Origin of the sequence: Micromonospora sp. NPDC051196 (assembly GCF_040682415.1) — a bacterium.
Taxonomy (GTDB): Bacteria; Actinomycetota; Actinomycetes; order Mycobacteriales; family Micromonosporaceae; genus Micromonospora.
The window spans coordinates 54,237-78,502 of sequence record NZ_JBFBAY010000004.1 but is presented as its reverse complement, the minus strand read 5'-3'; the positions used below and the strand labels follow the sequence as shown (position 1 = coordinate 78,502).

Below are 24,266 nucleotides of genomic sequence, written 5' to 3'. Positions count from 1 at the left end.
GGTGCGGAAAGGGCATCGTCGTTAGTCGACGTGCCATCGGCGCGTTCGGATGTCCGCCGGGCGTGCCACCACGATTCCGTTCGGTCCGTCGAGTCACGAATCAGGTACCGGATCGAGAAGGAGAGCAATTCGATGCGCAGGTCCCCCCGGTCGCGCCGACCATCCGGTAACACGCGGACGAAGCGACTGCTGGCCGTCGGCGCCACGCTCGCCGTATTCGGCGGTGTCGTCGCCGTGACCCAGATCTCATCGGCCGGTGACCGACGGCCGAACAAGCAGCCCCGTCCGGTGGCGGCCGAGTGCGTGGCGCCGAGCCCGGGCGCCACCGCGCCGCCCGCTCGTGGTGCCACCACCACTCGTACCTTCCAGAACGGCCGTTGGGTGACCAACCACTGGGGTGACGGACAGCAGACCCTGGCCGAGTGCCAGGAGACCCGCAGCGGCGGCGGAGCCACCGGTGCGCTGGCCGTGGCCTGCCCGGACGTGGTCAGCCGGCTGCCTCAGGTGCCAGACCGGGCCCGTTCCGAGGTGGACCGTAACCTGGGCCTGCTGCAAACTCAGATCACCGAGGCCGACCAACGACTCGCCGCCGAGGGCGACAAGGGCCAGGGCTTCATCAACAACTCCATCCTGGGCCCGCTGGCCAGCAAGCGCCGTGCCACGCTCGACCGGATCACCATCGCCATCGACCGGTTCGGCCCTCGGCCGCGCGGCCTGGCCGATCTCGCCAACTGCCGGGTGCGGCCGGTCAACAACAACGGTGGAAATAACGGGGGCGGTAATCCCAACAACGGTGGTGGCAACAACGGTGGGAACAACGGAGGCAACCCGAACAACGGCAACGGCCTCGACGTGCTGGCGAACAACTGCAACAACAGCCGGTTGCAGCCGCACGACGGCTTCCAGAACGGCAACCGCTGCATCAGCACCGCCTTCGGTGAGGTCGGCTCCGCAGCCAACAACCCGTCACTGCTGATCACCGAGTTCCCTCAGCAGATCAACCGCAACCAGGGCTTCGCCATCCGGGTGAGCACCCGCAACCTGGTCCGGGACCGCTTCCTGCCGGCCGGGCAGGGTGGCTACTACCTGGAGAGTTCGCTGCTCAACGGCGAGGGGCTGACCCGTGGTCACTTCCACACCGCGTGCCGGATGCTGAACAACACGAACGAGGCGCCCGCGCCGGAACCGGTGCCCGCCTTCTTCGTCGCCACCGAGGACGGTGGCGGCGGTCGCCAGCCGGACAGTGTGGTCATCCAGATTCCGGGCCTGCCGGAGTCGGGTACCGCGCAGTGCGCGGTCTGGGCCGGTGACGGCTCGCACCGCATCCCGATGTCGGAGCGGGCGAACCAGACCCCCGCGTTCGACGCGGTCCGGATCCAGGTCAACTGATGTCCTCCAGCTGACTCGACAAACCACCAGGGCCGCCCGGGAGAACTCCTCCGGGGCGGCCCTGGTGGTTGAAAGTCGCACGCGGCGAGTTGCCGCGGGAGCGGGGAGGGTGCAGTCGCGGTGGGCCCGGACCATTCGGCGCCGTACGGCCACCGATGACGCTCGGGCCCGCGTGCGGGCGCTGTTCAGCGGTTCTTGTACGCCTCGACCACCTCGACGGGGATGCGACCCCGCTCGGAAATCTTGTATCCGTTGCTGACCGCCCATTCGCGGATGGCGCGGTTCTGCTCACGGTTCATTCCGGGAGTCGCCGGGCCAGTGGCGCGGCGAACGCTACGGCCGGCGTCGCCACCACTGCGGCCGAGCCTGCGCCCGGCATTGATAAAGGGGTCCAGCGCCTTGCGCAGGACTCCCGCGTTCTCGTCGGAGACATCGATGGTGTATGCCACGCCATCCAGGCTGAACTCGACCGTCCGGTCGGCTTTTCCGCCGTCAAGGTCGTCAGTCAGCACCGTGATTACTTTTCTCGCCATCGTTGATTACTCCTTGTGTCTGGCGGGGTGTGGTCAAAGTTTGACGTATGCGCAGCCAATTGCGCAACAAAAGCGCGCCTTGTTGCTCGGCGCGTTTTGCAGGCCAACGAAATCCCGATTAGGTGGCCTTGCCTCCAGTAGTGGTGCCGGCGCCCGCTCCGGTCGGCTCCCCGTTGTGGCGTGTCCTGAGTCACATCGAGGAACAATGAGCGTCTCTCGCGACTTGAGCCTGACACGCTCAACTCAATGGGATAGCAGGTGTTCGATGGCAACTCTTCCGGTACTTCCACTGACCGACGCCGTACTGCTGCCCGGCATGGTCATCCCGGTGACCCTCGACCCGACCACCCAGGCCGCGGTCGACGCGGCCCGTGCCACCGGCGACCACAAGCTGCTCGCCGTGCCGCGCCTGGACGGCGAGTACGGATCCGTCGGCGCGATCGCCACCATCGAGAAAGTCGGCCGGCTGCCCAGCGGCGAGCCGGCCGCCGTGATCCGTGGCATCGCCCGGGCCCGCATCGGCTCCGGGGTACCCGGTCCCGGTGCCGCGCTCTGGGTCGAGGCGTCCGAGATCGACGAACCCGCCCCGGCCGGCAAGGCCCGGGAACTGGCCCGCGAGTATCGCGCCCTGGTCACCTCCGTGCTCCAGCAGCGCGGCGCATGGCAGGTCATCGACGCGGTGGAGCGGATGACCGACCTCTCCGAACTGGCCGACTCGGCCGGCTACGCGCCGTGGCTCAGCCTGGCGCAGAAGACCGAACTGCTGGCCGCGCCGGACGTCACCGCACGGCTGGAACTGCTCGTCGGCTGGGTGAAGGACCACCTGGCCGAGCAGGAGGTCACCGAGCAGATCAACTCCGAGGTGCGCGAGGAGTTGGAGAAGACGCAGCGGGAGTTCCTGCTGCGCCAGCAGCTCGCCGCGATCCGCAAGGAACTCGGCGAGGACGCCCCGGAGGGCTCGGCCGACTACCGGGCCCGCGTCGAGACCGCCGAACTGCCCGAGAAGGTACGCGAGGCGGCGTTGCGTGAGGTCGGCAAGCTGGAGCGGGCCAGCGACGCCTCACCGGAGGCGGGCTGGATCCGTACCTGGCTCGACACGGTGCTGGAGATGCCGTGGAGCACGCGTACCGCTGACAACACCGACCTGACCGCGGCGCGGGCCGTGCTGGACGCCGACCATGCCGGTCTGTCCGATGTGAAGGATCGCATTCTGGAGTATCTGGCGGTGCGCAACCGGCGGGCCGAGCGTGACCTCGGCGTGGTCGGCGGTCGCGGCTCCGGTGCGGTGCTGGCCCTGGCCGGTCCGCCCGGTGTCGGCAAGACCAGCCTCGGCGAGTCGGTGGCCAGGGCGCTCGGCCGTAAGTTCGTCCGGGTCTCCCTCGGCGGCGTCCGCGACGAGGCGGAGATCCGCGGTCACCGGCGCACCTATGTGGGCGCGTTGCCCGGCCGGATCGTCCGGGCGCTGCGTGAGGCGGGCTCGATGAACCCGGTGGTGCTGCTCGACGAGGTCGACAAGCTCTCCGCAGGGTACGCGGGCGATCCGGCCGCCGCCCTGCTGGAGGTGCTCGACCCGGCCCAGAACCACACCTTCCGGGACCACTACCTGGAGGTCGATCTCGACCTGTCCGACGTGCTGTTCCTGGCCACCGCCAACGTGGTGGAGAGCATTCCCGGCCCGCTGCTGGACCGGATGGAACTGGTCACCCTGGACGGCTACACCGAGGACGAGAAGGTCGCCATCGCCCGTGACCACCTGCTGCCTCGGCAGCGGGAACGGGCCGGGCTGACCGCCGACGAGATCGACGTGGACTCCTCGGCGCTGGGCCGCATCGCGGGGGAGTACACCCGGGAGGCCGGCGTACGGCAGCTGGAGCGTGCCCTGGCCAAGATCATGCGCAAGGTAGCGGTGGCCCTCACCGACGACCCGACCCCGGTCCGCGTCGGTGCCGACGACCTGGTCCGCTATCTCGGCCGACCGAAGCACACGCCGGAGTCCGCGGAGCGTACGGCGGTGCCGGGCGTGGCCACCGGCCTGGCGGTCACCGGCGCCGGGGGAGACGTGCTGTTCATCGAGGCGACCAGCATGGAGGGTGAGCCGGGACTGACCCTCACCGGTCAACTCGGTGACGTGATGAAGGAGTCGGCGCACATCGCCCTCTCCTACCTGCGGGCCAACGGCCGCCGGCTCGGCCTGGACCCCAACGCCCTGGCCGGGCGGCGGATCCACCTGCACGTACCGGCGGGTGCGGTGCCCAAGGACGGCCCCAGCGCGGGCATCACCATGGTCACCGCCCTGGCGTCGCTGGCCAGTGGCCGACCGGTACGCCCCGAGTTCGGGATGACCGGCGAGGTGACGCTCTCCGGCCGGGTGCTGCCCATCGGCGGGGTGAAGCAGAAGCTGCTCGCCGCGCACCGGGCCGGCCTGACCGAGGTGATCATCCCGGCCCGCAACGAGCCGGACCTCGACGACCTGCCCACCGAGGTACGCGAGGCGCTGACCGTGCACACCCTGACCGACGTCGCCGACGTGCTCGCCCTGGCGCTGCGCCCGGCCGAGATCGACCCGGCGTCGCTGGGCGACCAGCGCCTCACCGCCGCCTGAGGTGCAAGGAGGGGCCCCTTGTTAACGCCTCCGGTAGAGCAGGGGCCCCCTCTTAACAAACACATCCGGCAGCTGGGCGCCGTCCATCGAAGGGCGGCGCCCAGCTGCCGGATTCAGGGTTCTGCGCGGTGAGAAGGGTTCCCTTCTATACGCGAGGCGTTAATAAGGTGCCCTTCCTTACAACAACAACCATCAGTGGCCGGTGTCGCGGTCGCGGCGTACCGTCGCCTTGCGGCCCTTGATGGTGCTGCCGCGCAGCCCGGCGATCACCTCGTCGGCGACGGCGATCGGCACCTCGACCAGGGAGAACCGGTCGGCGATCTCGATCGAGCCGATGTCGCGGCCCCGGATCCCGGTCTCCCCGGTGATCGCGCCCACCAGATCCTGCGGACGCACCCCGGCGCGCCGGCCCAGACCGATGAAGACCTGGGTGGTGCCGTTGGACCGGGGCCGGGCCGGGCGGCGCTCGCCGCGAGTATCGGCCCCTGGCCGGGTCTCCCGGGGCGCGCGGACCGCGACCTGGGGGATCTCCTCCGCGGCCTCCTCGGTGCCGGGCAGGGTCGCCTCGTGGGCCAGCTTCACCGCGGCCAGCGCCACCTCCATCAGGTCGAACTCGTCGCTGAGCGTCTCGACGATCACCCGGAACGGATCCAGGTCGTCCTCCAGCAGGCTCTCCCGCAGTGCCGCCTGGGTCAGCTCCAGCCGGCGGGTACGCAGATCGGCCACCGTCGGGATCTTGTCGATGGTGATCCGCTGCCCGGTGACCCGCTCGATGGTCTTGAGCATCCGGTGTTCCCGGGGCTCGGCCAGGGTGATCGCCACCCCTTCCCGCCCGGCTCGCCCGACCCGGCCGATGCGGTGCACGTACGACTCCGGGGCCGACGGCACGTCGTAGTTGACGACGTGGCTGAGCTGCTCGACGTCCAGCCCGCGGGCCGCCACGTCGGTGGCGACCAGCAGGTCGGCGGTGCCGGCGCGCAGTCGGCCCATCACCCGGTCGCGCTGTTCCTGGCTCATCCCGCCGTGCAGCGCCTCGGCCCGGTAGCCGCGCCCGTTCATCGTCTCGGTGAGCCGGTCGACCTCCTCCCGGCTGCGGCAGAACACGATCGCCGCGGTCGGCGACTCGACGTCCAGCACCCGGCCGAGCGCCGCCGGCTTGTGCGCCCGAGCCACCAGGTACGCGCTCTGCCGTACCCGGGGAGCCTCGCCGGCCACCGGCTGTTCCCGGGCGATGAGGATCCGTATCGGGTCGGTCAGGTGCGCGCGGGCCATCCCGTCGATGCGGGCCGGCATGGTCGCCGAGAACAGCACCGTCTGCCGCTGTTCGGGGGTGTGCTCCAGGATCGCCTCGATGTCCTCGGCGAAACCCATGTCGAGCATCTCGTCGGCCTCGTCCAGCACCACCGTGGCGAGGTTGCCCAGCCGCAGGGTGCCCCGGGCGATGTGGTCCAACGCCCGGCCCGGGGTGGCCACCACCACGTCGACCCCGTTGTCCAGGGCGCGCAACTGCCGGCCGATCGGCTGGCCGCCGTAGATCGGCAGCACCCGGGCCCCGAGATCCTTGCCGTAGCGGTGGAAGGCCTCGGAGACCTGGACGGCCAACTCCCGCGTCGGCACCAGCACCAGGGCGACGGGGTCGCCGCTGGGCCGCTCGTCGGGCATACGTTGCAGCAGCGGAAGGGCGAACGCGGCCGTCTTACCGGTGCCCGTCGCGGCCTGCCCGAGCAGGTCCCGACCGGCCAGCAGCGGGCCGATGGCCTCCCGCTGGATCGGCGTGGGCTCCTCGTAGCCGAGCGCGGAGAGCGCGGCGAGCAGTTCGGAACGCAGGCCAAGGTCCGCGAAGGCGGGCGGCTCGATGGACAGGTCCGGCGGTACGGGCGTGGAACTCATGGGGTCAAGTTTTTCATTACGCCTACCCGAGCACTGCGGCGACCACCGCAACATCGGCGGCGGGCCCCCGGGTGGCCACCGCGTCCGGCCCGCGCGGGCCGGTGTCCGGCCACCGTTCGTCACCAACCGCCGGGCTTGGCACCGGTGGCCTGGTCAGCGGTGGTACGGCCACTGCGCACCCCTTCGAGGAAGATAGGAGGATTGTTCGGACTTATCCCGGTACGTGTGATTACTGTCAGCGACAGGCGAACCCCGCACCGGGAGAGAGGACCCGACCATGCGAGTGCCCAGTCGAAGTCCGGGACAGCGGCCTGGTCCTCCTGCCGCCCCGGCCCGGCGTCGCCCACGTGGCCCGGTACGGCCGCCGGCCGCGACCGGTCCCGATCTGGACGCCTACCGCGACGCCGTGGCGGAACTGCTCGTGGAGGTGGGTGCCCTCGCCGGGGCGAGCAGCACCAAGGCTCGCCAGATCCTGATCGACCAGCGGCTGCGTGAGCCGGCCATCGCCGCCGTCCTCGACGCCACGCCCCAGGGACTGGTCGGCGCCCGGGAGACGCTGCTGCTGGAGATGGCCCGGTACCAGCCCAACGCCCGCAGTTCGGCCGGGGACCTGACCGCCCTGGTGCGGATCTACCTGCTGTCCCGCATCGACGTGATGTGGTGGCGGGACGCGGCCACCTTCCTCACCGACACCGAGGTGCATCACAGCGTGGAACTGGTCGACCTGGACTGGCTGCGCCGCCGGGACCTGCTGCGCTTCCGCTACACCGAGCAGCCCCGCAACCTGGTCGGACGGGGAGTACGGGCACTGCGCCGGCGGGTGCTGCCCGGCAACACTCCGCGTACCGCCGGGTTGCTGTTCCGCCGGGCGCGCCGGGAGGTGGTCGCCCTGCTCAACGACATCGGCCGCGAGTTCGTCGCGATGACCCCGGCGGGCACCCCGCCGCTGTGGGTGACCAGTCTGGTGCGCAGCGCCGAACACCAGTACCGGCTACGCCGACTGGGCTACGCCGCGATGGTGCCCAGCGGACACTGCCTGGGTTGGGCGGTGGACCTGGAGATGGAATGGTTCGGCCGCTTCGGCGTTCGGGACACCCTGGCCGGGCTCCTGCTGAACCGGCAGAGCTCCGGTGAGATCAACGTGGTCGACGAGGGCCAGGCCTGGCACGTCTGTCTGGCGCCGGCCGCGACCGCGCGACTGCGCCGGGCGTACGAAGCCGAGATGGGGATCTGAGCGATGTGCGGGATCGTACTCAGCCTCGGTCCGGAGGCCGACCCGGTGATCTTCCGTAGAATGCTCGCCGTGCTCGCCCCGCGTGGCGAGGTCACCGAGACCCGGTACGAGGCCGGCCTGCTCGCCGGCACCCGCCGGCTGAAGGTGGTGGACCGGGACCGGGCGGTGCAGCCGTGGATGTCCGCCGACGAACGCTGGCTGCTCTGTTACAACGGCGAGGTCTTCAACCACCACGAGTTGCGCGCGGAGCTGAGCGGCCTGGGCCACCGGTTCCGCAGCACCAGCGACACCGAGGTGGTGCTCGCCGCCTTCCAGCAGTGGGGCGAGCGGATGGTGACCCGGCTGCGCGGCGAGTACGCCTTCGCCATCGTGGAACGGGCCACCGGCCGGGCCTACCTGGTGCGGGATCCGCTCGGGGTCAAACCGCTGTACTGGTCGCGGACGCCGGGGTGTCTGCACATCGCCAGCGAGGTCAAGGCGCTGGTCCGGGCGGCAGCCCCGGTGATCGAGGTGCCGCCCGGATACCACGGCTGGGCCGACGCGGACCGGCAGGTCCACCTGCGGCCGTACGTGGACCTGCTCTCCCTCGGCGCGGGGCAACCGGTGGTGACGGATCCGGACAAGGCCGCCCTGCTCGTCCGTACCACGCTCACCGACAGCATCCGGGTGCGGCTGGACACCGACCTCACGGTGGGCGTGGTGCTCTCCGGCGGAGTGGACAGCTCACTGGTGCTGCTGCACGCCGCGCAGCTGCACCCGGACTGCGTCGCGGTCACCGTCGGCGTACCGGAGAGCCCCGACGTGGCGTACGCCCGGCGGTTGGCGCGCGAACTCGGCGTCCGGCACGAGGTGGTCGAGCTGCGGCCACGTGACATCCGGCTGGCCGACGTGCGGGAGGCGATCCGGATCTCGGAGTTGACCGAGTACGGCGACATCATCAACGCGGTGGTCTCGGTGCCGATCTTCCGGCGCCTGGCCGAGTTGGGGATCAAGGTCGTGCTCACCGGCGACGGCTCGGACGAGCTGTTCGGTGGCTACCCGATGTATCACGAGGTCGGTCCCGAGGCGGCGCGGCGGCTGTTCCTGCACAAGATCCGCAACCTCTGCCGTACGGAGTTGCAGCGCGTCGACCGGACCAGCATGGGCTTCGGGGTGGAGGCCCGGGTGCCCTTCCTCGACCTGGCCCTGGTCGAGTTGGCCATGCGGCTGCCGATCGAGTTGAAGATGCGCGAGGGGCAGGAGAAGTGGATCGTCCGGCGGGCCTTCGCCGACCTGCTGCCGGACTACATCCGGCGACGGCCGAAGAACCCGATGTCGTACTCCTCGGGCTTGCACGAGCGGGCCCGGCTGTACAAGCCGCTGTTCGCCCGGCTGCACCGCGCGTTCGGCTACCACCTGCTGGAGCCGGTCCGCCGCGACTTCGACAGCGTGCTGTCCAGCTGCGACAACGACCTGGACGCGGCGATCGTCGCCGGTCGGGCGCGCCCCGACTACACCGTGCTGGAACACGCCCGCGACCTGGTCGGCGCGGCCCGGTGGAACGCCGCCCCGATGATGCGTCGGCTGGTCTCCCCGCGCCGCAACCGAGGCGACGAAGCACCGCTGCCCGGTTGACCCTGCCGGTCCGGGGGCACGGTTCAGCCGGTGAGCAGCAGGGCGCCGACTGCCGCCAGGGTGCCGAGCACCGCCAGTACGGTGCTGGTCAGCAGGAACCTCGCCAGCGGCACCCGTACCCGCGCGGCGCGGCAACGCTCCAGCCACAACAGCGTGGCCAGGGAGGCCCAGGGCAGGGCCAGCGGGCCGACGTTGGTGCCGACCAGCAGCGCGAGCAGGCGCTGCCGGTCACCGGTGGGCAGCACCGCCTCACCGGCCAGGTACGCGGGCAGGTTGTTCACCAGGTTGGCCAGCAGCGCGCCGGTGCCACCGGCGCGCAGCGCGCCCGATGTGCCTCCTTCGTCACCGACGAGCCAGGCGACCAGGTCGTTGAGCCCGTGCGCACCGATCGTCTGGATCACCAGGAACAGCCCGGTGACGAAGACGAGCAGGCGCCAGGGCAGCAGGGCCGGGCGCAACGTGCCGGGGGAACGGATCGCGAAGCCGAGCAGCAGCAGGCCGGTGGCGATCGCCGAGGCGAGCCCGACCGGCGCACCGACCAGGATCATGGCGACGAAGAGCAGACACGCGACGAGGGCCGTGCGGTACAGCCCCACATCGGTGGGCCGGTGCGTCGGCGGTGGCGGGAACCGGCCACCCGGCGGTTGGTCCCGGCGCCACCAGAAGTACCAGAGCAGGACGGTGGTGACCGCGATCGCCGCCAGTTGGGGCAGCCACATGACGCCCAGGTACGCCAGCGGGTCGAGCCCGATCCGTTCGCTGGCCAGCAGGTTCGTCAGGTTGGACACCGGCAGCAGCAGGCTCGCCGTGTTGGCCAGCCAGACCGTGGTCACCGCCAGCGGCGCCACCGCGGTGCGCAGCGTCACCGCCAGCGCGAGCATCACCGGGGTGAGCAGCACCGCCGTGGTGTCCAGGTTGAGCACGACGGTGGTCAGCGCGGCGAAGCCGACGCAGAGGGCGAACAGCGCGGGCCAGCGCCCTCGGGCGGCGCGGGCCATCCGGGTCGCCAGCACGTCGAAGACACCGGCGGCGGCGGTCAGTTCGGCGAGGACCACCACCGTGCCGAGGAAGATCAGCAGGGGCAGGATCCGGGTGAGGGTGGCGACGGCGTCGGCGCGGGGCAGTAGCCCGGTCACGACGCAGGCGGCGCCGGCCAGCGCCAGCCCGACGGCGATCACGTCCAGCGGGTGCGGTCGGCGGCGGCCGGGTGTTGTCGGGGCGTCCCCGGTGGCGGTCACGGCCGGCCATCCTCGCACGCCCGCAGCGCCTCGTCGGCACCGGAGCCGACCGAGGTGACGGCGGTGGCACCGGCCCGATGAAATGCGACGCCGGCCGGCGCCACCTGCGGTGCTGGCGCCGGCCGGCGACGGGTCGGCCGACGGTCAGCCGACCGGCGGGTACGGGTCGTCCCGGTAGGTGAACTCGGTCTCGATGCGTCCGTCGGCGGTGTGCACCACGAGCTGGCTGGGCTCGCTGCCGTGCGCCGCCTCGCGCCCGGCCTCGACCGCGCGCTGCTTCGTGTCGTACGTGCCGACCACGGTGCCGCCCTGCTCGACCTTCCAGCCAGCACCGTCGGGCACGACGTGATACTCGGTGCGCGTCATTTCCGCATCCCTTCCCTGGTACCAGAGGTGCCGACGAGGTACCCGGGACGCCAGGGACAAAACTCGACGGTCAGCCAGGGGATGCGCTGAGGCGGACCCGACAGGTCCGCCTCAGCGACGTCCTACCAGCTCAGATAACTGGGCTGGGTCTGGACGTTCAGCTCGCGGAACTGGACTAGCTTGGCCGTCCAGGTGCGCCAGTCGTTGAGTTCCAGCACGTCCAACCCCTTCTGGATGTCGGACGAGTAGATGTGCCCGTTGTAGTAGTAGGCTGACCAGGAACCGCCGACGACCAGTTGGGTGTCCGACAGCGGGCCCCGCTCCCAGAAGCCGATCTCGGTGGGCCGGCGGGAGTCGGTGAAGTCCCACACCGAGATGCCGCCCTGATACCACGCCTGGACCATGATGTCCTTGCCGAGCACCGGGATCAGCGAGCCGTTGTGCGCCACGCAGTTCTCGGTGTCGCTGTTGGCCCGCGGGATCTTGTAGTAGCTGCGGAACTCCAGCTTGCGCTGGTCGCCCCGGCCGGTGAGGTCGTAGATCGCGTTGGCGCCCCGCTCCGGGCCGACGGTCTCGTTGCAGGTGGCGCCGCCGCCACCGCCCAGTTCGTCGGTGAAGATGACCTTCGTGCCCCGGTTGTTGAAGGTGGCCGAGTGCCAGAAGGCGAAGTTGGTGGTGTCGCGGACCCGGTGCAGCACCCGGGGCGCCTCCCGCTTGCTGATGTCCAGCAGCACCCCGTCACCCATGCACGCCCCTGCGGCGAGGTCCTTGGTCGGGTAGGCGGTGATGTCGTGGCAGCCGCTGGTCGCCGAGGCACCCGTCCGGCCCTCGTAGCCGCCGTCGGGGAAGAGGTTCGGCGTGGCGACCACGGCGGCGTCGGTCGGCTTCTTCAGCGGCACCTTGACGATGCTGATCGAGTCGTGCGGCGGCTGGCAGTCCGGGAAGGCGGCCTGCGGGCTGTACGAGGAGACGTACAGGTAGACCGATTTGTTGTTCTTGGCCGGCACCAACGTGTGGGTGTGCGAACCGCAGGCGGTCTCGACCGATTTGAGGTAGCGCGGCTGCTTCTTGTTCCGGACGTCGAAGATCTTGATGCCCTCCCACGACTCCTTGAGCGAGGCGGGCTGGGCGACGCTGCCGCACGAGTCGTCGTTGCGGGACGAGTCGGTCGACAGGAAGAGCAGGTCACCGTAGATGGAGACGTCGTTCTGGGCGCCCGGGCAGAGCACCTGCGAGACGATCTTCGGCTGGTTGGGCCGGGACACGTCGTAGATGACGAAGCCGTCGTAGTTGCCGACGAAGGCGTACTTGCCCTGGAAGGCGATGTCGGTGCCGAGTGCGGCGGTCGTGTTGAACGGCGACTGCTTCGGCAGGTTGGCGATCAGCTTGAGGTTCGGGCTGCTGGAGATCTCGTCGACGCCGAGCGGTGGCTCGACGGCCGAGGTGGATTCGGTGGCCACCTGCGCGACCGGCTGGGCGTTGCCGGGTGCGGCGGCGGCGATGCTGGTGAGCAGGAGCCCGGTTGCGGCGGCGCTGGCGACGCGCAACCACCGCCCCCGCGGCGACGTCGGTACGTCCATCGGCGACACCCTTCGAGACAGGAAGGACGATGCTCGTACCATACGCCCCAGTGAGTACTGTCGATGTGATGTGCGTCACAGTCTGGCCGGGGGCGCCGAACGCCGAATCGGGCGACCGGCCGGCCCGAATCCCCTGCGTACGCTAGGTGCCGATGAGAACGAAGGTCTTCGGCCACCCACTGCGCAGCGTCGCCTTCGACGTGGTTGTCGCCGCCCCGGTGATGCTGGTCGGTGTGGCTGGTGCGCCGGCCCAGCCCGGTGGCTGGTGGGCCGCCGCGATCGGGGTGGCGATGGGCGCCGCCCTGCTGGCGCGTCGGGTCCGACCGGTGGCGGTGACCGCCGTCGTGGCGGTGCTGGCCTTCGTCCAGGTCGCCCTGGGCTGGGCACCACTGCCGTACGACCTGGCGGTGCTGATCGCGCTCTACAGCGTGGTCAAGTACGCCGACCGGCTGCGGGCCGGGGTGATCGCCGGACTGGTCGCCGCCGGCGGGGCGGTGTTCGCCGCGGTCCGCACCTCCACGCCGGGCATCTGGTACTTCACCGCCATCTTCTACGCCCTGGTCATCGGCGCGGTCTGGTTGTTCGCCCTGAACGTCCGCACCCGCCGGCTGTACGTGCTCAGCCTGGAGGAGCGGGCCGCGACGCTGGAACGGGAACGGGAGGCCGAGGCCCGGGCGGCGGTGGCCGAGGAACGCACCCGCATCGCCCGGGAACTGCACGACGTGGTGGCCCACAGCATGGCGGTCATGATCGCCCAGGCGGACGGGGCCCGGTACGTGCTCGACAGCAGCCCGGAGACCGCCCGCGAGGCGGTCAGGACCGTGGCGGACACCGGCCGGCGCGCCCTGGACGACATGCGTCGGCTGGTCGGCGTACTGCGGGAGCCGCAACCGTCCGCCGAAGCCCCGAGCGCGCCCGCCGCCGAACCGGCCCACCGGCGCCCGGTCGTGGCCGAACTGCCCGCCCTGCTGGAGCGGTTCCGCGACGCCGGTCTGCGGGTGCAGTACACGGTCACCGACCTGCCCACCCCGCTGCCACCGGCACTAGAACTGACGGTGTACCGCCTGGTGCAGGAGGCCCTCACCAACACGCTCAAGCACGCCGGGCCGGGCGCGCAGGTGCAGGTCGAACTGGCGCACACCGGCGGCGCCGTCACGCTGCGGGTCACCGACGACGGTCAGGGTCGCCCCCCGGCCGGCCCGGCACCGTCGGGCGGTCACGGCCTGGTCGGCATGCGCGAGCGGGTGTCGGTGTACGACGGCACCCTCACCGCCGGTCCGCGACTGGCCGGGGGCTGGCAGGTGCTGGCGCGGTTGCCGCTACCGTCGTCGCCGGGGATGGAGGTGATCGCGGCATGACCGTGCGGGTGGTGATCGTGGACGACCAGGCGCTCGTCCGCGCCGGATTCCGGATGGTGCTCGACTCCCAGCCCGACCTGGAGGTGGTGGGGGAGGCGATCGACGGTGCCGACGCGCTGCGGCTGCTCTCCCGGGTCGAGGCGGACGTGGTGGTGATGGACATCCGGATGCCGACCATGGACGGGGTGGAGGCCACTCGTCGACTCTGTGCCGACCGCCCTGCCGGCCCACCGCGGGTGCTGGTGCTGACCACCTTCGACACCGAGGCCGACGCGTTCGCCGCGCTGCGCGCCGGGGCCAGCGGCTTCCTGCTCAAGAACGTGCCACCGGAGGAACTGCTCGCCGCGATCCGGGTCGTCGCCCAGGGCGACTCGGTGGTCGCTCCCTCGATCACCCGACGGCTGCTCGACCGGTTCGCCGGTCAACTCGGCACCGCACCCGGCGAGGACCCTCGCCTGGCCCAGCTCACCGAGCGGGAACGGGAGATCCTGCTGCTGGTGGCGCAGGGGCTGGCGAACGCCGAGATCGCCGGGCGGGTGCACGTCGCCGAGGCGACGGTGAAGACCCACGTCGGGCGGATCCTGGCCAAACTCCAGCTCCGCGACCGGGTGCAGGCGGTGGTGCTGGCGTACGAGAGCGGGCTGGTCGTCCCCGGCACGGAGCACGGGCGTACGACCTGAGGCGTACGGGTGCCCCCGGTCCGGGGCCACCTGGGTCGTACCCAGGTCGAGCGCACAGGTTGATCTCCACCGGGCGGTTGTCTCCGTAGCGTCTGGAGACGTCAGAGATCACCATCCGTACGGAGAGTCCCCGTGTCCCTCGCACCGCCCGTCCACGTCACCGCCGGCGTCGCCGTCACCGCTCAGGGCCTGCGCAAGCAGTACGGCACCGGCGAGGCCGCCGTCGTCGCCCTCGACGAGGTCGACGTCAACTTCGTCGCCGGCCGGTTCACCGCCATCATGGGCCCCTCCGGCTCCGGCAAGTCGACCCTGATGCACTGCCTGGCCGGTCTGGATCGGCCCACCGCCGGCACCGTGCGGATCGGCGACGCGGAGCTGGGCAGCCTCGATGACCGGCGGCTGACCCTGCTGCGCCGGGACCGGGTCGGTTTCGTGTTCCAGCGCTTCAACCTGCTGCCCGCGCTGAGCACCGAGGAGAACATCGTGCTGCCGTTGGCCATCGCCGGCCGGCGACCGGAAGCCGACTGGTTCCGCCAGGTGGTCGCCGCCGTCGGGCTGACCGACCGGCTGCGGCACCGCCCGGCCGAGCTGTCCGGCGGCCAGCAGCAGCGGGTCGCGGTGGCCCGCGCGCTGGTCACCAAGCCGTGGGTGGTCTTCGCCGACGAGCCCACCGGCAACCTCGACTCCCGCGCCGGCAGCGAGGTGCTGCGGCTGCTGCGCGAAGCGGTGGACACCCTGGGCCAGACGGTGGTGATGGTCACCCACGACCCGGTCGCCGCCGCCCACGCCGACCGGGTGGTGTTCCTCGCCGACGGCCGGCTGGTCCGCGACCTGGCCGCACCGACCGCCGACCGCATCCTCGACGTGCTCGCCCACCTGGATCCCGGCGCCGACCGGACCACGGGCGCCGTCGAGTCGGAACGGGGCCGGTGACCTCATGCTGCGCCTGACCCTGCGCTCCATGCGCGCCGACCTGGCGCGCATGATGATGTCCACCCTCGCCGTCGTCCTCGGCGTGGCCTTCATCGCCGGTACGTTGATCTTCGTCGACGGCATGCGGGCCGGCACCTACGACCGGGCGGCCACCTTCGACCGGCACACCGACGTCGGTGTGTACCCCGATCCGGACGCCGACACCGATCCGGACCTGATCGACGCCGCGCTCGTCGAGAAGGTACGCGCGGTCGACGGCGTCCGGGCCGCGGCGGCGGAACTGGTCGGCTCCGGCGGGGTGGTGGGCGCCGACGGCCGCCCGGTGCTCGGCTTCGGGGTGCTCGTCGCGGTGCCCGCCGACCCTGCTCTCCAGTCCTACGACGTGGTGGCCGGGCGGCTGCCCGAGCGGGCCGGTGAGGCGGTACTCGACGAGCGGACCGTCGCCGACGAGGGATTCGCCCTCGGCACCGAGGTCCGCGTCGGCGGTGCCGGCGGCGCGGCCAAGTCGTACACCCTGGTGGGTGTGGTCGACGTGGCCGACACCTCGCGCGACATCGGCGGGCCGTTCATCGGGCTGTCCGGGCCCGACGCGCTCGCCGTCACCGAGCAGGCGGGCTACCACCGGATCCTCGTCGCGGCCGAGGCGGGCGTCGCCGACGAGGTGCTCGCCGCGCGGATCGCCGAGGTCACCGGCGCCGGTACGACGGTGCACACCCGGGCGGAGATCCTCGACGCCGCCGTCGACGACGCGGTACGCGACGTGAACCAGTTCAACATGGTGCTGCTCGTCTTCACGGCGGTGGCGGTGCTGGTGGCCGCGTTCGTCATCGCCAACACGTTCACCATCGTGCTGGCCCAGCGGACCCGGCGGACCGCCCTGCTGCGGCTGGTCGGTGCCACCCGGGGCCAGGTGTTCCGGGCGACCCTGCTGGAGTCGGCGGTGCTCGGCCTCGCCGCCTCGGCGGTCGGCGTGCTGATCGGAATCGGCCTGGCCGCCATCCTGAGCGCCCTGATGAACAGGCTGGACATCCCGCTCAACGGCGATCTGACGGTCAGCGGCACCACGGTGCTCGGCAGCCTCGCCGTCGGCACGGTGCTCACCGTCGGCGCGGCCCTCGTACCGGCCTGGCAGGGCACCCGGGTCGCCCCGGTGGCCGCGCTGACCGACGCCGCCCTTCAGGTGACCCGGACCGCCGGCCGGCTGCGCCTGATCTTCGGTGGGCTGGTCCTCGCGGCCGGCGTCGCGGCACTGGCCGGCGCGGGCGGCACCGGGCAGATCGCGCTGGTCGCCCTCGGTGGGATGCTGAGCTTCTTCGGCATCGTGCTGTTCGGTCCGGTGCTGGTGCCGGCGCTGGTCCGGGTGTTCGGCGTCGCCGCTCGACGGGCTCTCGGGATCACCGCCGCCCTCGCCGTGGCCAACGCGGTCCGCAATCCCCGCCGGATCGCCGCCACCGCGACCGCGCTGGTGATCGGGATCGGTCTGGTCTCGTCCTTCGTGGTGGGTGCCCACAGCACCAAGGCCGCCATCGAACGCAGCGTGGACGCCCGGATCGGGGTGGACTTCGTGGTGACCGGTATCGGCGGGGACCTGCCCACCGGGGTGGTCGACGCGCTGGCCGCCCGACCCGAACTGGGCGTGGTGCACGAGCAGCGGTCCCGCCTCGTCGACGAGGACAGGATCCGCGCGGCTGATCCGGCGCTGGTCGAACGCCAGCTGGAGAGCGTGCTGGCCGGGCAGGTCGGCAGCTTCGGGCCGGGCCGGGTGCTGGTGCACCGGGAGTTGGCCGCCGAGCGTGGTTGGTCGCCCGGCGATCGCATCGACCTGCGCGGGCACTCGTTCGAGGTGGCGGCCGTGGTCGTCGGCCCGGACGCCGCCGACGGTCCGGTATCGCCCGGTCGCGTCGTCGAGCTGGTCGCCGCCGACTTCACCCGGCTCTTCCCCGACGAGCGCGGCTACCTGGCCGAGATCGAGCCGGCCGAGGGGGTGTCACCGGCGTCGGCCCGAGACGCGATCGAGTCGGTCCTGGCCGACTATCCGACGGTCAATCTGATGGACCAGGCGGCGTACAAGCGGATGCTCACCAGCACCGTGGACATGCTGCTGGCGTTCGTGGTGGCGTTGCTCGGCCTGGCCGTGGTGATCGCCCTGGTGGGCGTGGCGAACACGTTGAGCTTGTCGGTGCTGGAGCGAACCCGGGAGAACGCGGTGCTGCGGGCCGTCGGCCTGACCCGGGGACGGATGCGCGCGATGCTCGCCGTCGAGGCGGTCCTCACCGCGCTGGTCGGCGCGCTGCTCGGTGTCGCCCTGGGCACCGCGGTCACCGGCTCGGCGATGGCGATGCTGGCCCGCCTCAGCGGTGGCTTCATCCTGGCCGTGCCCTGGGGGCAGCTCGGGGGCATCCTCGCGGTCGCGGTGCTGGCCGCGCTGGCCGCCTCGGTGCTGCCCGCCCGCCGGGCACTGCGCCGACCGGTGGTGGAGGCGCTCGCGGACCTGTGACGCGCCCGCGCCGGGCTCGGCGGGTCTGACCTGCCGAGCCCGGCCGGCGCTAGGGCCTGTGTCGAAGTCCCTGGTCGGCCTGCGGCGGGCCCACGCGACGACCGGCCGCGTTGGCAATTGGTCCGGATACAACACCGGTATCCGGACCAATTGCCGCCTTGCCGGACCGCCGCCTGGACTTCGCCTCGGCTCGACCGAGGACTTCGACACAGGCCCTAGATGCGTTCCACGTTCGGCCCGGCGCAGCGGTTGCGGGCGTCGAAGATGTACCGGGCGTGTCGCTCGACCAGACCGTAGTCGAACACGTCGTGGTCGGTGATCACGACCACACAGTCGGCCGCCCGGATCTCCCGCTCGCTCAGTTCCACCGTCAGCACCCCGTCGGGGAGATGGTTCGCCGCGGCGTACGGCTCGACCGCGCGCACCTCGGCGCCGAGCTCGCGTAGCCGCCGCGTCACGTCGACCGCCGGCGAGTCGCGCATGTCACCGGTGTTGGGCTTGTACGCCAGCCCGAGCACCAGCAGCCGGGCACCGCTGACCGTCTTACCGGACCGGTTGAGTCCGGCCATCACCCGCTGCGCGACATGTTCGGGCATCTCGTGGTTGATGTCGTTGGCCAGCTCGATGAACCGGAACTGCCGCCCGAGCCGGCGCTTGACCTGCCAGGACAGGTAGCAGGGGTCGATCGGCAGGCAGTGGCCGCCAACCCCCGGGCCCGGTCGGAAGGGCATGAAACCGAACGGCTTGGTTTCCGCTGCCTCGATCGCCTGCCACACGTCGATGTCCAACTGGTGCGAGAGCATCGTCAGTTCGTTGACCAGCGCGATGTTGACCTGGCGGAAGGTGTTCTCGATCAACTTGGTCAGCTCGGCCACCTGGGTGGAGTCCACCGGGACCGTGCGCTCCACCAGCCGTCGGTAGAAACCGTCGACGCGGGCCAGGGCGGCCCGGTCCATTCCCGAGACCACCTTGGGGGTGTTCTCCAGCCGCCAGGTCGGGTTGCCCGGGTCGATCCGCTCCGGGCTGTAGCCGAGGTGGAAGTCGCCGGGGCTGCGTAGCCCGCTGGCCGACTCCAGCAGGGGGCGCAGCAGTTCCTCCGTGGTACCCGGGTAGGTCGTCGATTCGAGAATGACCGTGCAGCCGGCACGCAGGTGAGGCGCGATCGCCGTGCCGGCCTCCTCGACGAAGCTCAGGTCGGGGGTGCCGTCGCGCAGTGGCGTGGGCACGGTGATCACGCAGAAGTCGAAGTCCTTCGCGTCGACGTATTCGCTGCTCGGGTGGTACCGCCCGGTCGCCAACGCCCGCCCGAGCCGATCAGCCGGGATGTCCGCCACGAACGACTCACCCGAAGCGAGCCGCTTTACCCGATCGGTGTCGACGTCGAGGCCGACGACGTCGAATCCGGCCTCGACGGCTCGCATGGCCAGCGGCAGACCGACGTAACCCTGGCCGACGACGACCAGCTTCTCCACGCTCATCCGGGCTCCCGAGCATCAGGCAGTGATTGCTGCCAGGAGCCTAAGGCGAATTATGATGCCAGGTGTCCGTTTTGGGGATTCCGGTGGTGTTGGGGCCGGTGGGGTCAACCGGTTGCGGCGCCGTCCACCGGCGGGGTGTCGCCGGTTGGCTCAGTCACCGATGGCGTCGTGGGCGGGGCGGGCGGCTCCGAGGTGGGGGTGCTGGTGCCGGGAGCCGGGCTGGCCGTGCTCGGCTCCGGCTCGGGTGACTCGGGCTCGTTCGACTCGGTGGGCTGCCCCGCGCTCGGCGAGGGCGAGGGCGACTCGGTCGGCTTGCCGGTGGATCCGGCCGGGCGGTACGGCGGCACCCGCGCCGGCTCGCTCTCGGCCTCGCTGGACGGTTCCTCGTCTTCGACGACCGAGTCGGCAGCCGGCGGGCTGGTCGGCAGATGCACCGCCGGAGTGTTGGCCTCACCGGTCGCGCCGAGCGCCGCGCCGAGCGCGACCAGACCCACCACCACCGCGGTGAGCGCACCGACCAACGTGCCTCGCCCCCGCCGCGAGCCCACCGGAGCGCCTTCCGCCACCGTGTTGGCCGCTCGGGTGCCCGGCCCGGGATTGCGTACCGCAGCGGCCGGGACCATCGCAGTCGGCAGGGAACTGTCCGACACCGCGCTGCGGGCCGCCTCCGCCATCGCCGCACCGCTGCTGAACCGATCCGCAGGATCCTTGGCCAGGGCGCGTTCCACCAGGGCCCGTACCGCTTCCGGGATGTCGTGCGGCAGTTCCGGCGGCGGATCGTCCAGGTGCCGTACGGCGACCTGGAGCGGGTTGTCGCCGGTGAACGGCGGGCTGCCGGTCAGGCAGCAGTAGGCGACCGCGCCGAGCGCGTACAGGTCGGTCGCCCCGGACACGGGCCGTCCTGCGGCCTGCTCGGGGGCCATGTACAGGGCGGTGCCAGGCACCGCGTTCGTGCTGGTGATGCTGGTCACATCGACCGAGCGGGCCACACCGAAGTCCACGAGGACGACGGTCCCGTCCTCCTGCACCAGCAGGTTGCTCGGCTTGACGTCACGGTGCACGATGCCGCGCAGATGCGCGGCGTGCAGTGCCTGTGCCGCCTGAGCCACCACGGACATGGTCTCGGCGACGTCCAGGCGACCCTCAGCCTCGATCCGCTTCGACAGCGGTTGGCCGGTGACGAACTCCATCACCAGGTAGTCGGCCCGTCCGCCGCTGGCCAACTCGTCCTCACCGCAGTCGAAGACCTGCACGATGCCGGGATGGCGCAGCGCCGCCATCATCCGGGCCTCGGCGCGGAAGCGGGCGATGAAGTCGGGGTCGGACACCAGCGAGGGCAGCAGCACCTTGACCGCGACCTGCCGGCCGAGGACCAGATCGGTCCCACGCCAGACGTCGCCCATGCCGCCGGTGGCGACACGTTCGTCCAAGCGGTACCGACCGCTGAGCACGACCTCCGAAGACAACACGGCACCACCGTACCCACCGTCAGCCCGATCGGCGCGCCTGCGGCCCAGCGGCGTGACACCTCGGGGCGGAGGTCGGTGAGCCCGGGAAGCCCGGTGACCACCAAGGGTGACGAGGTTGCTGCGCGGGGCGCCGACGTCGGGCCGGGCCAGTGACCGCGAGCAGCCCGGACCGCCGATTGGCGTTCGCCGGACGCCACACGTTACGGCAAATCGCCGGTCAGAGGCCTAGATATTTGTCACCTTTCCTGCCTGGCTCGGCCTCCCCGACCGGTTGCTGCGTCCCGATCCGGTCTGTCGCGCCTTGATCGTCCGCCACCGGTGGTTGTGGTCGGCGGTGCTGTCGGGAACAATCCGCATCCGGGCCACACCGGCCCGGAAACGAGCAGGTTGACGGGGGCGGGGTGCGGGGAACAGGTCCAGCTCGGACATTTGGCCCGTACCTGGTTCGCCTGCTGTTCGGGCGATCCACGGAAGGACCGGTAGGACGGAAGCGGCAAGGCCATGTCCGGTGAACTGAGTCGGGCCGTCGAGGCGGCTCAGGCCGGCGACGAGGAGGCGTTCCGTTTCCTCTACCGCAGCCTCCAGCCCGGGCTGCTGCGCTATCTGACCGCCCTGGTCGGTGCCGACGCTGAGGACGTCGCGTCGGAGACATGGCTGCAGGTGGCCCGCGATCTGCCCAACTTCAGCGGTGGGGAGTTTCGTGCCTGGACCGTCACGATCGCCCGGAACCGGGCCATGGACCACCTACGCCGACAACGGCGCCGCCCCGCGTTGCCGGTGCCGGTCCAGGAACTCAGCGAGTTGGCCGGGGACGCCGACACGGCCGAACGGGCCGGGGAGAGCATCGGCACCGAGGCCGCCCTCGCGATGATCGCCAGCCTGCCGCCCCGGGAGGCCGAGGCGGTTCTGCTGCGCGCCGTCGTCGGGCTCGACGCCGAGACCGCCGGGCGGGTGCTCGGTCGCCGAGCCGGGGCGGTGCGCACCGCCGCGCACCGCGGCCTGCGCCGGTTGGCGCTGATGCTGGGCCAGCGAGCCGAGGAGAGCAGCACGCCCGCCACGCCGCCGCCGCTTCCGCGTACCGGCCCGCAGACGCCGCACGTCGAGTCGGTGGACGGCTGACGTGAGGGGATTCCACATGTTCCTGCGGCGGTTGGGCGGCTTCGGAGCGCCGACCGACCACGACCAGCTGCTCGATGCCGCACGTGCGCCACGTCCCGGACTGTCCTCGTCCGGCCCGTCGGATCCGCTCGCCGGACTGCTGCGGGCCGCCGCCGCACCGTCCCGCCCGCGGGAACTCGCTGGCGAAGAGGAGGCACTCGCCGCGTTCCGGGCCGCCCGGCAGGCCGGCGCGGCCGCTGTGACGCCCCGACGCCCACGTCGGGGGTTCACCGCCGGAGCGGCGGTCTGGATCGCCGGGGTGGCCGCCACCGCCACCGCCGGCGCAGCCCTGGCAGCGGTAGGACTGGACCGGCCGGACGAGCGCCCGGCTCCGCCACCGGTTCCGACCACCGGCCCGGTCGCACCGTCGCCGAGCGCAGTGGGCGCGGGGCCCGATCGGGAGGACCCTGGACCGTCCCGGGACGAGCCCAGCACCACCACCCCGGGCGTCACTCCGGGCGTCAGCGTCGCGCCGACCGAGAGCGGGCCACCCTCGGCCATGCCCCCGCCCGTACCGTCCGCGCCGACCGTGGAACGTACCGTGCAGGCCGGCCCGGGTAACTCCGACAACACCGCCGACCGGTCCGGCCTGTGCAAGGCCTACCTGTCCAAGTCCGAGCGCCAGCGGGAGAAGGCGCTGGGCACCCCCGCCTTCGGCGAGTTGGTGGTGGCGGCCGGCGGCGCGGACAACGTGCCGGCGTACTGCGAGGCGTTGCTGGCCGAGACCGACCCGGAGTGGCTGGCGAAGCGTGGCTTCGGCACCGAGCCGGGGCCCGCCGGTCAGGCTGCCGTGCTCCCCGAGTTCTGACCCGCGGCCGGCCGGAAGCGTGCCTGGGTCGGCGCGTCGACCGGTACGGGAATGAATTTCCCCTTGACGCGCGGTTGGCGCCTGCTAGACAGAAGTTGGCGGACCTCAGACGGGTCTGCCGATGTCACCGGTGCGGGTTACGGTGACCGGGCGGAGCCGGCACCAGGAAGGGAGCCGTTGCATGGTGGTGTCGCCGGAGTTGGACCGGGTCCGGGAGCTGCGTGACCGTGCCGCAGCCGCCCGGCACCTCGCCCGGATCTGTTTCAAGACGGGCCCACCGACCTGCACGGGTGTCGAGCTCGAATGGACGGTCCACGACGCCGTCGACCCGACCCGCCCCGTCGATGCCACGCGGTTGCGCGCGGCGCTGGGGCCCTACAGTCCCACCACGTTGGATCCGACCAGCCCCGCGCTGCGGCTGCTGCACGGCGGCGCGGTGACCGTCGAACCCGGCGGCCAGGTGGAGGTCTCCACTCCACCGCGTGCCTCCGTGGGCGCCCTGATCGAGGCCACCCAGTCCGACATCGACCAGGTCGCCCGTCTGCTGCACGCCGCCGGCCTGCGACTGGGCCGCACCGGACTCGATCCGTACCGCCGGCCCCGAGCGGTGATCGACACGCCTCGCTACCGCGCCATGCGTCAGGTCTTCGACCGGCGAGGCCCGGCCGGGCGGACGATGATGTACAGCACCGCAGGCCTACAGGTCTGCCTCGACGCCGGAGAACCCGGGCAGCTCGCGGCCCGCTGGGCGCTGGTGCACGCGCTCGGGCCACCACTGTTGGCCGCCTTCGCCACCGCGAATCGACACGCCGGACGGGACACCGGATGGGCCTCGGCGCGCATGGGGGCGTGGTTGCGCATCGACCCCGCGCGTACCGCCGCGGTCTGGCAGCCCGGCCGCCCCGACCTGGCGCCGGTGACCGCGTGGACCGCGTACGTGCTGGCCGCCCCGCTGCTCTGTGTCCGCGACGGAGAGCGCGACTGGACCACACCACCGGACGTCACATTCGCCGACTGGCTCGACGGGGCGCTGCCCCGACCGCCCACCATCGACGATCTGGACTACCACGTGAGCACGCTCTTTCCGCCGGTGCGTCCGCGTGGCTACCTCGAACTGCGCTATCTGGACGCGCAGTCGGGCCGGGACTGGACATTGCCGCTCGCGATGCTCGCGGCCCTGCTCGTCGACGCCAACACGACCGACTCGGCCTTCGCGGTGGCCGCGCCGGTGGCCGACCGCTGGCAGGTCGCCGCGCGCCACGGCCTGCGTGACCCGGCCCTGGCCTCGGCCGCCGCCGCGCTGTTCGACCTGGCCCTGGCGGCCCTGCCTCGGCTCGACCTGCCGGCGGAGTTGCACGACGAAATCGATCGAGGGCTGCGCCGACGGCGGGCCGCCGCACAGAGGAGGCAAGGGTGACCCACACGGTGACCGAAGGGGC

At 71.7% G+C, this 24,266-nt stretch carries 18 protein-coding genes; 11 read left to right on the top strand and 7 right to left on the bottom strand.

Going from position 1 to position 24,266, the window contains the following annotated elements:
- Positions 1 to 132 precede the first annotated feature (132 nt).
- Complete coding sequence (locus AB0M35_RS10825) at positions 133 to 1,389, top strand: hypothetical protein (RefSeq protein ID WP_363743967.1); 1,257 nt, start codon at positions 133 to 135, stop codon at positions 1,387 to 1,389.
- 185 nt (positions 1,390 to 1,574) lie between these two features.
- Here the strand turns inward: AB0M35_RS10825 and AB0M35_RS10820 are convergent, their stop codons facing one another.
- Positions 1,575 to 1,922 (bottom strand): Lsr2 family protein, encoded by a 348-nt coding sequence (locus AB0M35_RS10820; protein WP_363743965.1) that lies wholly within the window; start codon positions 1,920 to 1,922, stop codon positions 1,575 to 1,577.
- A gap of 265 nt (positions 1,923 to 2,187) precedes the next feature.
- Between AB0M35_RS10820 and lon the strand changes: the two genes are divergently transcribed.
- Positions 2,188 to 4,524, top strand: a complete 2,337-nt coding sequence (lon, locus tag AB0M35_RS10815; RefSeq protein ID WP_363743963.1) for an endopeptidase La — start codon at positions 2,188 to 2,190, stop codon at positions 4,522 to 4,524.
- 192 nt (positions 4,525 to 4,716) lie between these two features.
- Here lon and AB0M35_RS10810 read toward each other — a convergent pair whose 3' ends face one another.
- Complete coding sequence (locus AB0M35_RS10810; protein WP_363743961.1) at positions 4,717 to 6,414, bottom strand: DEAD/DEAH box helicase; 1,698 nt, start codon at positions 6,412 to 6,414, stop codon at positions 4,717 to 4,719.
- A 277-nt stretch (positions 6,415 to 6,691) separates the two neighbouring features.
- Here AB0M35_RS10810 and AB0M35_RS10805 point away from each other — a divergent pair, with 277 nt between their 5' ends.
- On the top strand, positions 6,692 to 7,648 hold the full coding sequence (locus AB0M35_RS10805) for a DUF5715 family protein (RefSeq protein WP_363743959.1): 957 nt from the start codon (positions 6,692 to 6,694) through the stop codon (positions 7,646 to 7,648).
- A 3-nt stretch (positions 7,649 to 7,651) separates the two neighbouring features.
- A complete protein-coding gene (locus AB0M35_RS10800) occupies positions 7,652 to 9,262 on the top strand; it encodes an asparagine synthase-related protein (RefSeq protein ID WP_363743958.1) in 1,611 nt (536 codons plus the stop codon).
- Between the two features lie 23 nt (positions 9,263 to 9,285).
- Here AB0M35_RS10800 and AB0M35_RS10795 read toward each other — a convergent pair whose 3' ends face one another.
- The 3 genes from AB0M35_RS10795 to AB0M35_RS10785 form a co-directional block, all read right to left on the bottom strand.
- Complete coding sequence (locus tag AB0M35_RS10795) at positions 9,286 to 10,500, bottom strand: SLC13 family permease (protein ID WP_363743956.1); 1,215 nt, start codon at positions 10,498 to 10,500, stop codon at positions 9,286 to 9,288.
- Between the two features lie 144 nt (positions 10,501 to 10,644).
- Positions 10,645 to 10,866, bottom strand: coding sequence for a DUF2188 domain-containing protein (locus tag AB0M35_RS10790; RefSeq protein WP_363743954.1), 222 nt, complete (start codon positions 10,864 to 10,866; stop codon positions 10,645 to 10,647).
- 122 nt (positions 10,867 to 10,988) lie between these two features.
- Positions 10,989 to 12,446, bottom strand: coding sequence for a hypothetical protein (locus AB0M35_RS10785; protein ID WP_363743952.1), 1,458 nt, complete (start codon positions 12,444 to 12,446; stop codon positions 10,989 to 10,991).
- Positions 12,447 to 12,598: 152 nt separating this feature from the next.
- On the opposite strand from AB0M35_RS10785, the gene AB0M35_RS10780 reads away from it, so the two are divergent.
- The 4 genes from AB0M35_RS10780 (at position 12,599) to AB0M35_RS10765 (ending at position 17,914) form a co-directional block, all read left to right on the top strand.
- The gene (locus AB0M35_RS10780) at positions 12,599 to 13,804 is read left to right on the top strand and encodes a sensor histidine kinase (protein ID WP_363743950.1); all 1,206 of its coding nucleotides are present in this window, start codon (positions 12,599 to 12,601) and stop codon (positions 13,802 to 13,804) included.
- On the top strand, positions 13,801 to 14,484 hold the full coding sequence (locus tag AB0M35_RS10775) for a response regulator transcription factor (protein WP_363743948.1): 684 nt from the start codon (positions 13,801 to 13,803) through the stop codon (positions 14,482 to 14,484). Before AB0M35_RS10780 ends, AB0M35_RS10775 begins: the two co-directional genes overlap by 4 nt.
- A gap of 132 nt (positions 14,485 to 14,616) precedes the next feature.
- Complete coding sequence (locus tag AB0M35_RS10770; RefSeq protein WP_363743946.1) at positions 14,617 to 15,417, top strand: ABC transporter ATP-binding protein; 801 nt, start codon at positions 14,617 to 14,619, stop codon at positions 15,415 to 15,417.
- Between the two features lie 4 nt (positions 15,418 to 15,421).
- Entirely contained in the window at positions 15,422 to 17,914 is a 2,493-nt protein-coding gene (locus tag AB0M35_RS10765; protein ID WP_363743944.1) for an FtsX-like permease family protein, read from the top strand.
- 215 nt (positions 17,915 to 18,129) lie between these two features.
- Here the strand turns inward: AB0M35_RS10765 and AB0M35_RS10760 are convergent, their stop codons facing one another.
- A complete protein-coding gene (locus tag AB0M35_RS10760; protein ID WP_363743942.1) occupies positions 18,130 to 19,392 on the bottom strand; it encodes a nucleotide sugar dehydrogenase in 1,263 nt (420 codons plus the stop codon).
- A gap of 104 nt (positions 19,393 to 19,496) precedes the next feature.
- Complete coding sequence (locus tag AB0M35_RS10755) at positions 19,497 to 20,861, bottom strand: protein kinase (RefSeq protein WP_363743940.1); 1,365 nt, start codon at positions 20,859 to 20,861, stop codon at positions 19,497 to 19,499.
- A 501-nt stretch (positions 20,862 to 21,362) separates the two neighbouring features.
- Between AB0M35_RS10755 and AB0M35_RS10750 the strand changes: the two genes are divergently transcribed.
- From AB0M35_RS10750 to egtA, 3 genes are all read left to right on the top strand, one after another.
- Positions 21,363 to 21,980, top strand: a complete 618-nt coding sequence (locus AB0M35_RS10750) for an RNA polymerase sigma factor (protein WP_363743938.1) — start codon at positions 21,363 to 21,365, stop codon at positions 21,978 to 21,980.
- Between the two features lies 1 nt (position 21,981).
- On the top strand, positions 21,982 to 22,827 hold the full coding sequence (locus AB0M35_RS10745; protein WP_363743937.1) for a hypothetical protein: 846 nt from the start codon (positions 21,982 to 21,984) through the stop codon (positions 22,825 to 22,827).
- 181 nt (positions 22,828 to 23,008) lie between these two features.
- Complete coding sequence (gene egtA, locus AB0M35_RS10740) at positions 23,009 to 24,244, top strand: ergothioneine biosynthesis glutamate--cysteine ligase EgtA (protein WP_363743935.1); 1,236 nt, start codon at positions 23,009 to 23,011, stop codon at positions 24,242 to 24,244.
- The last annotated feature ends 22 nt before the right edge of the window (positions 24,245 to 24,266 follow it).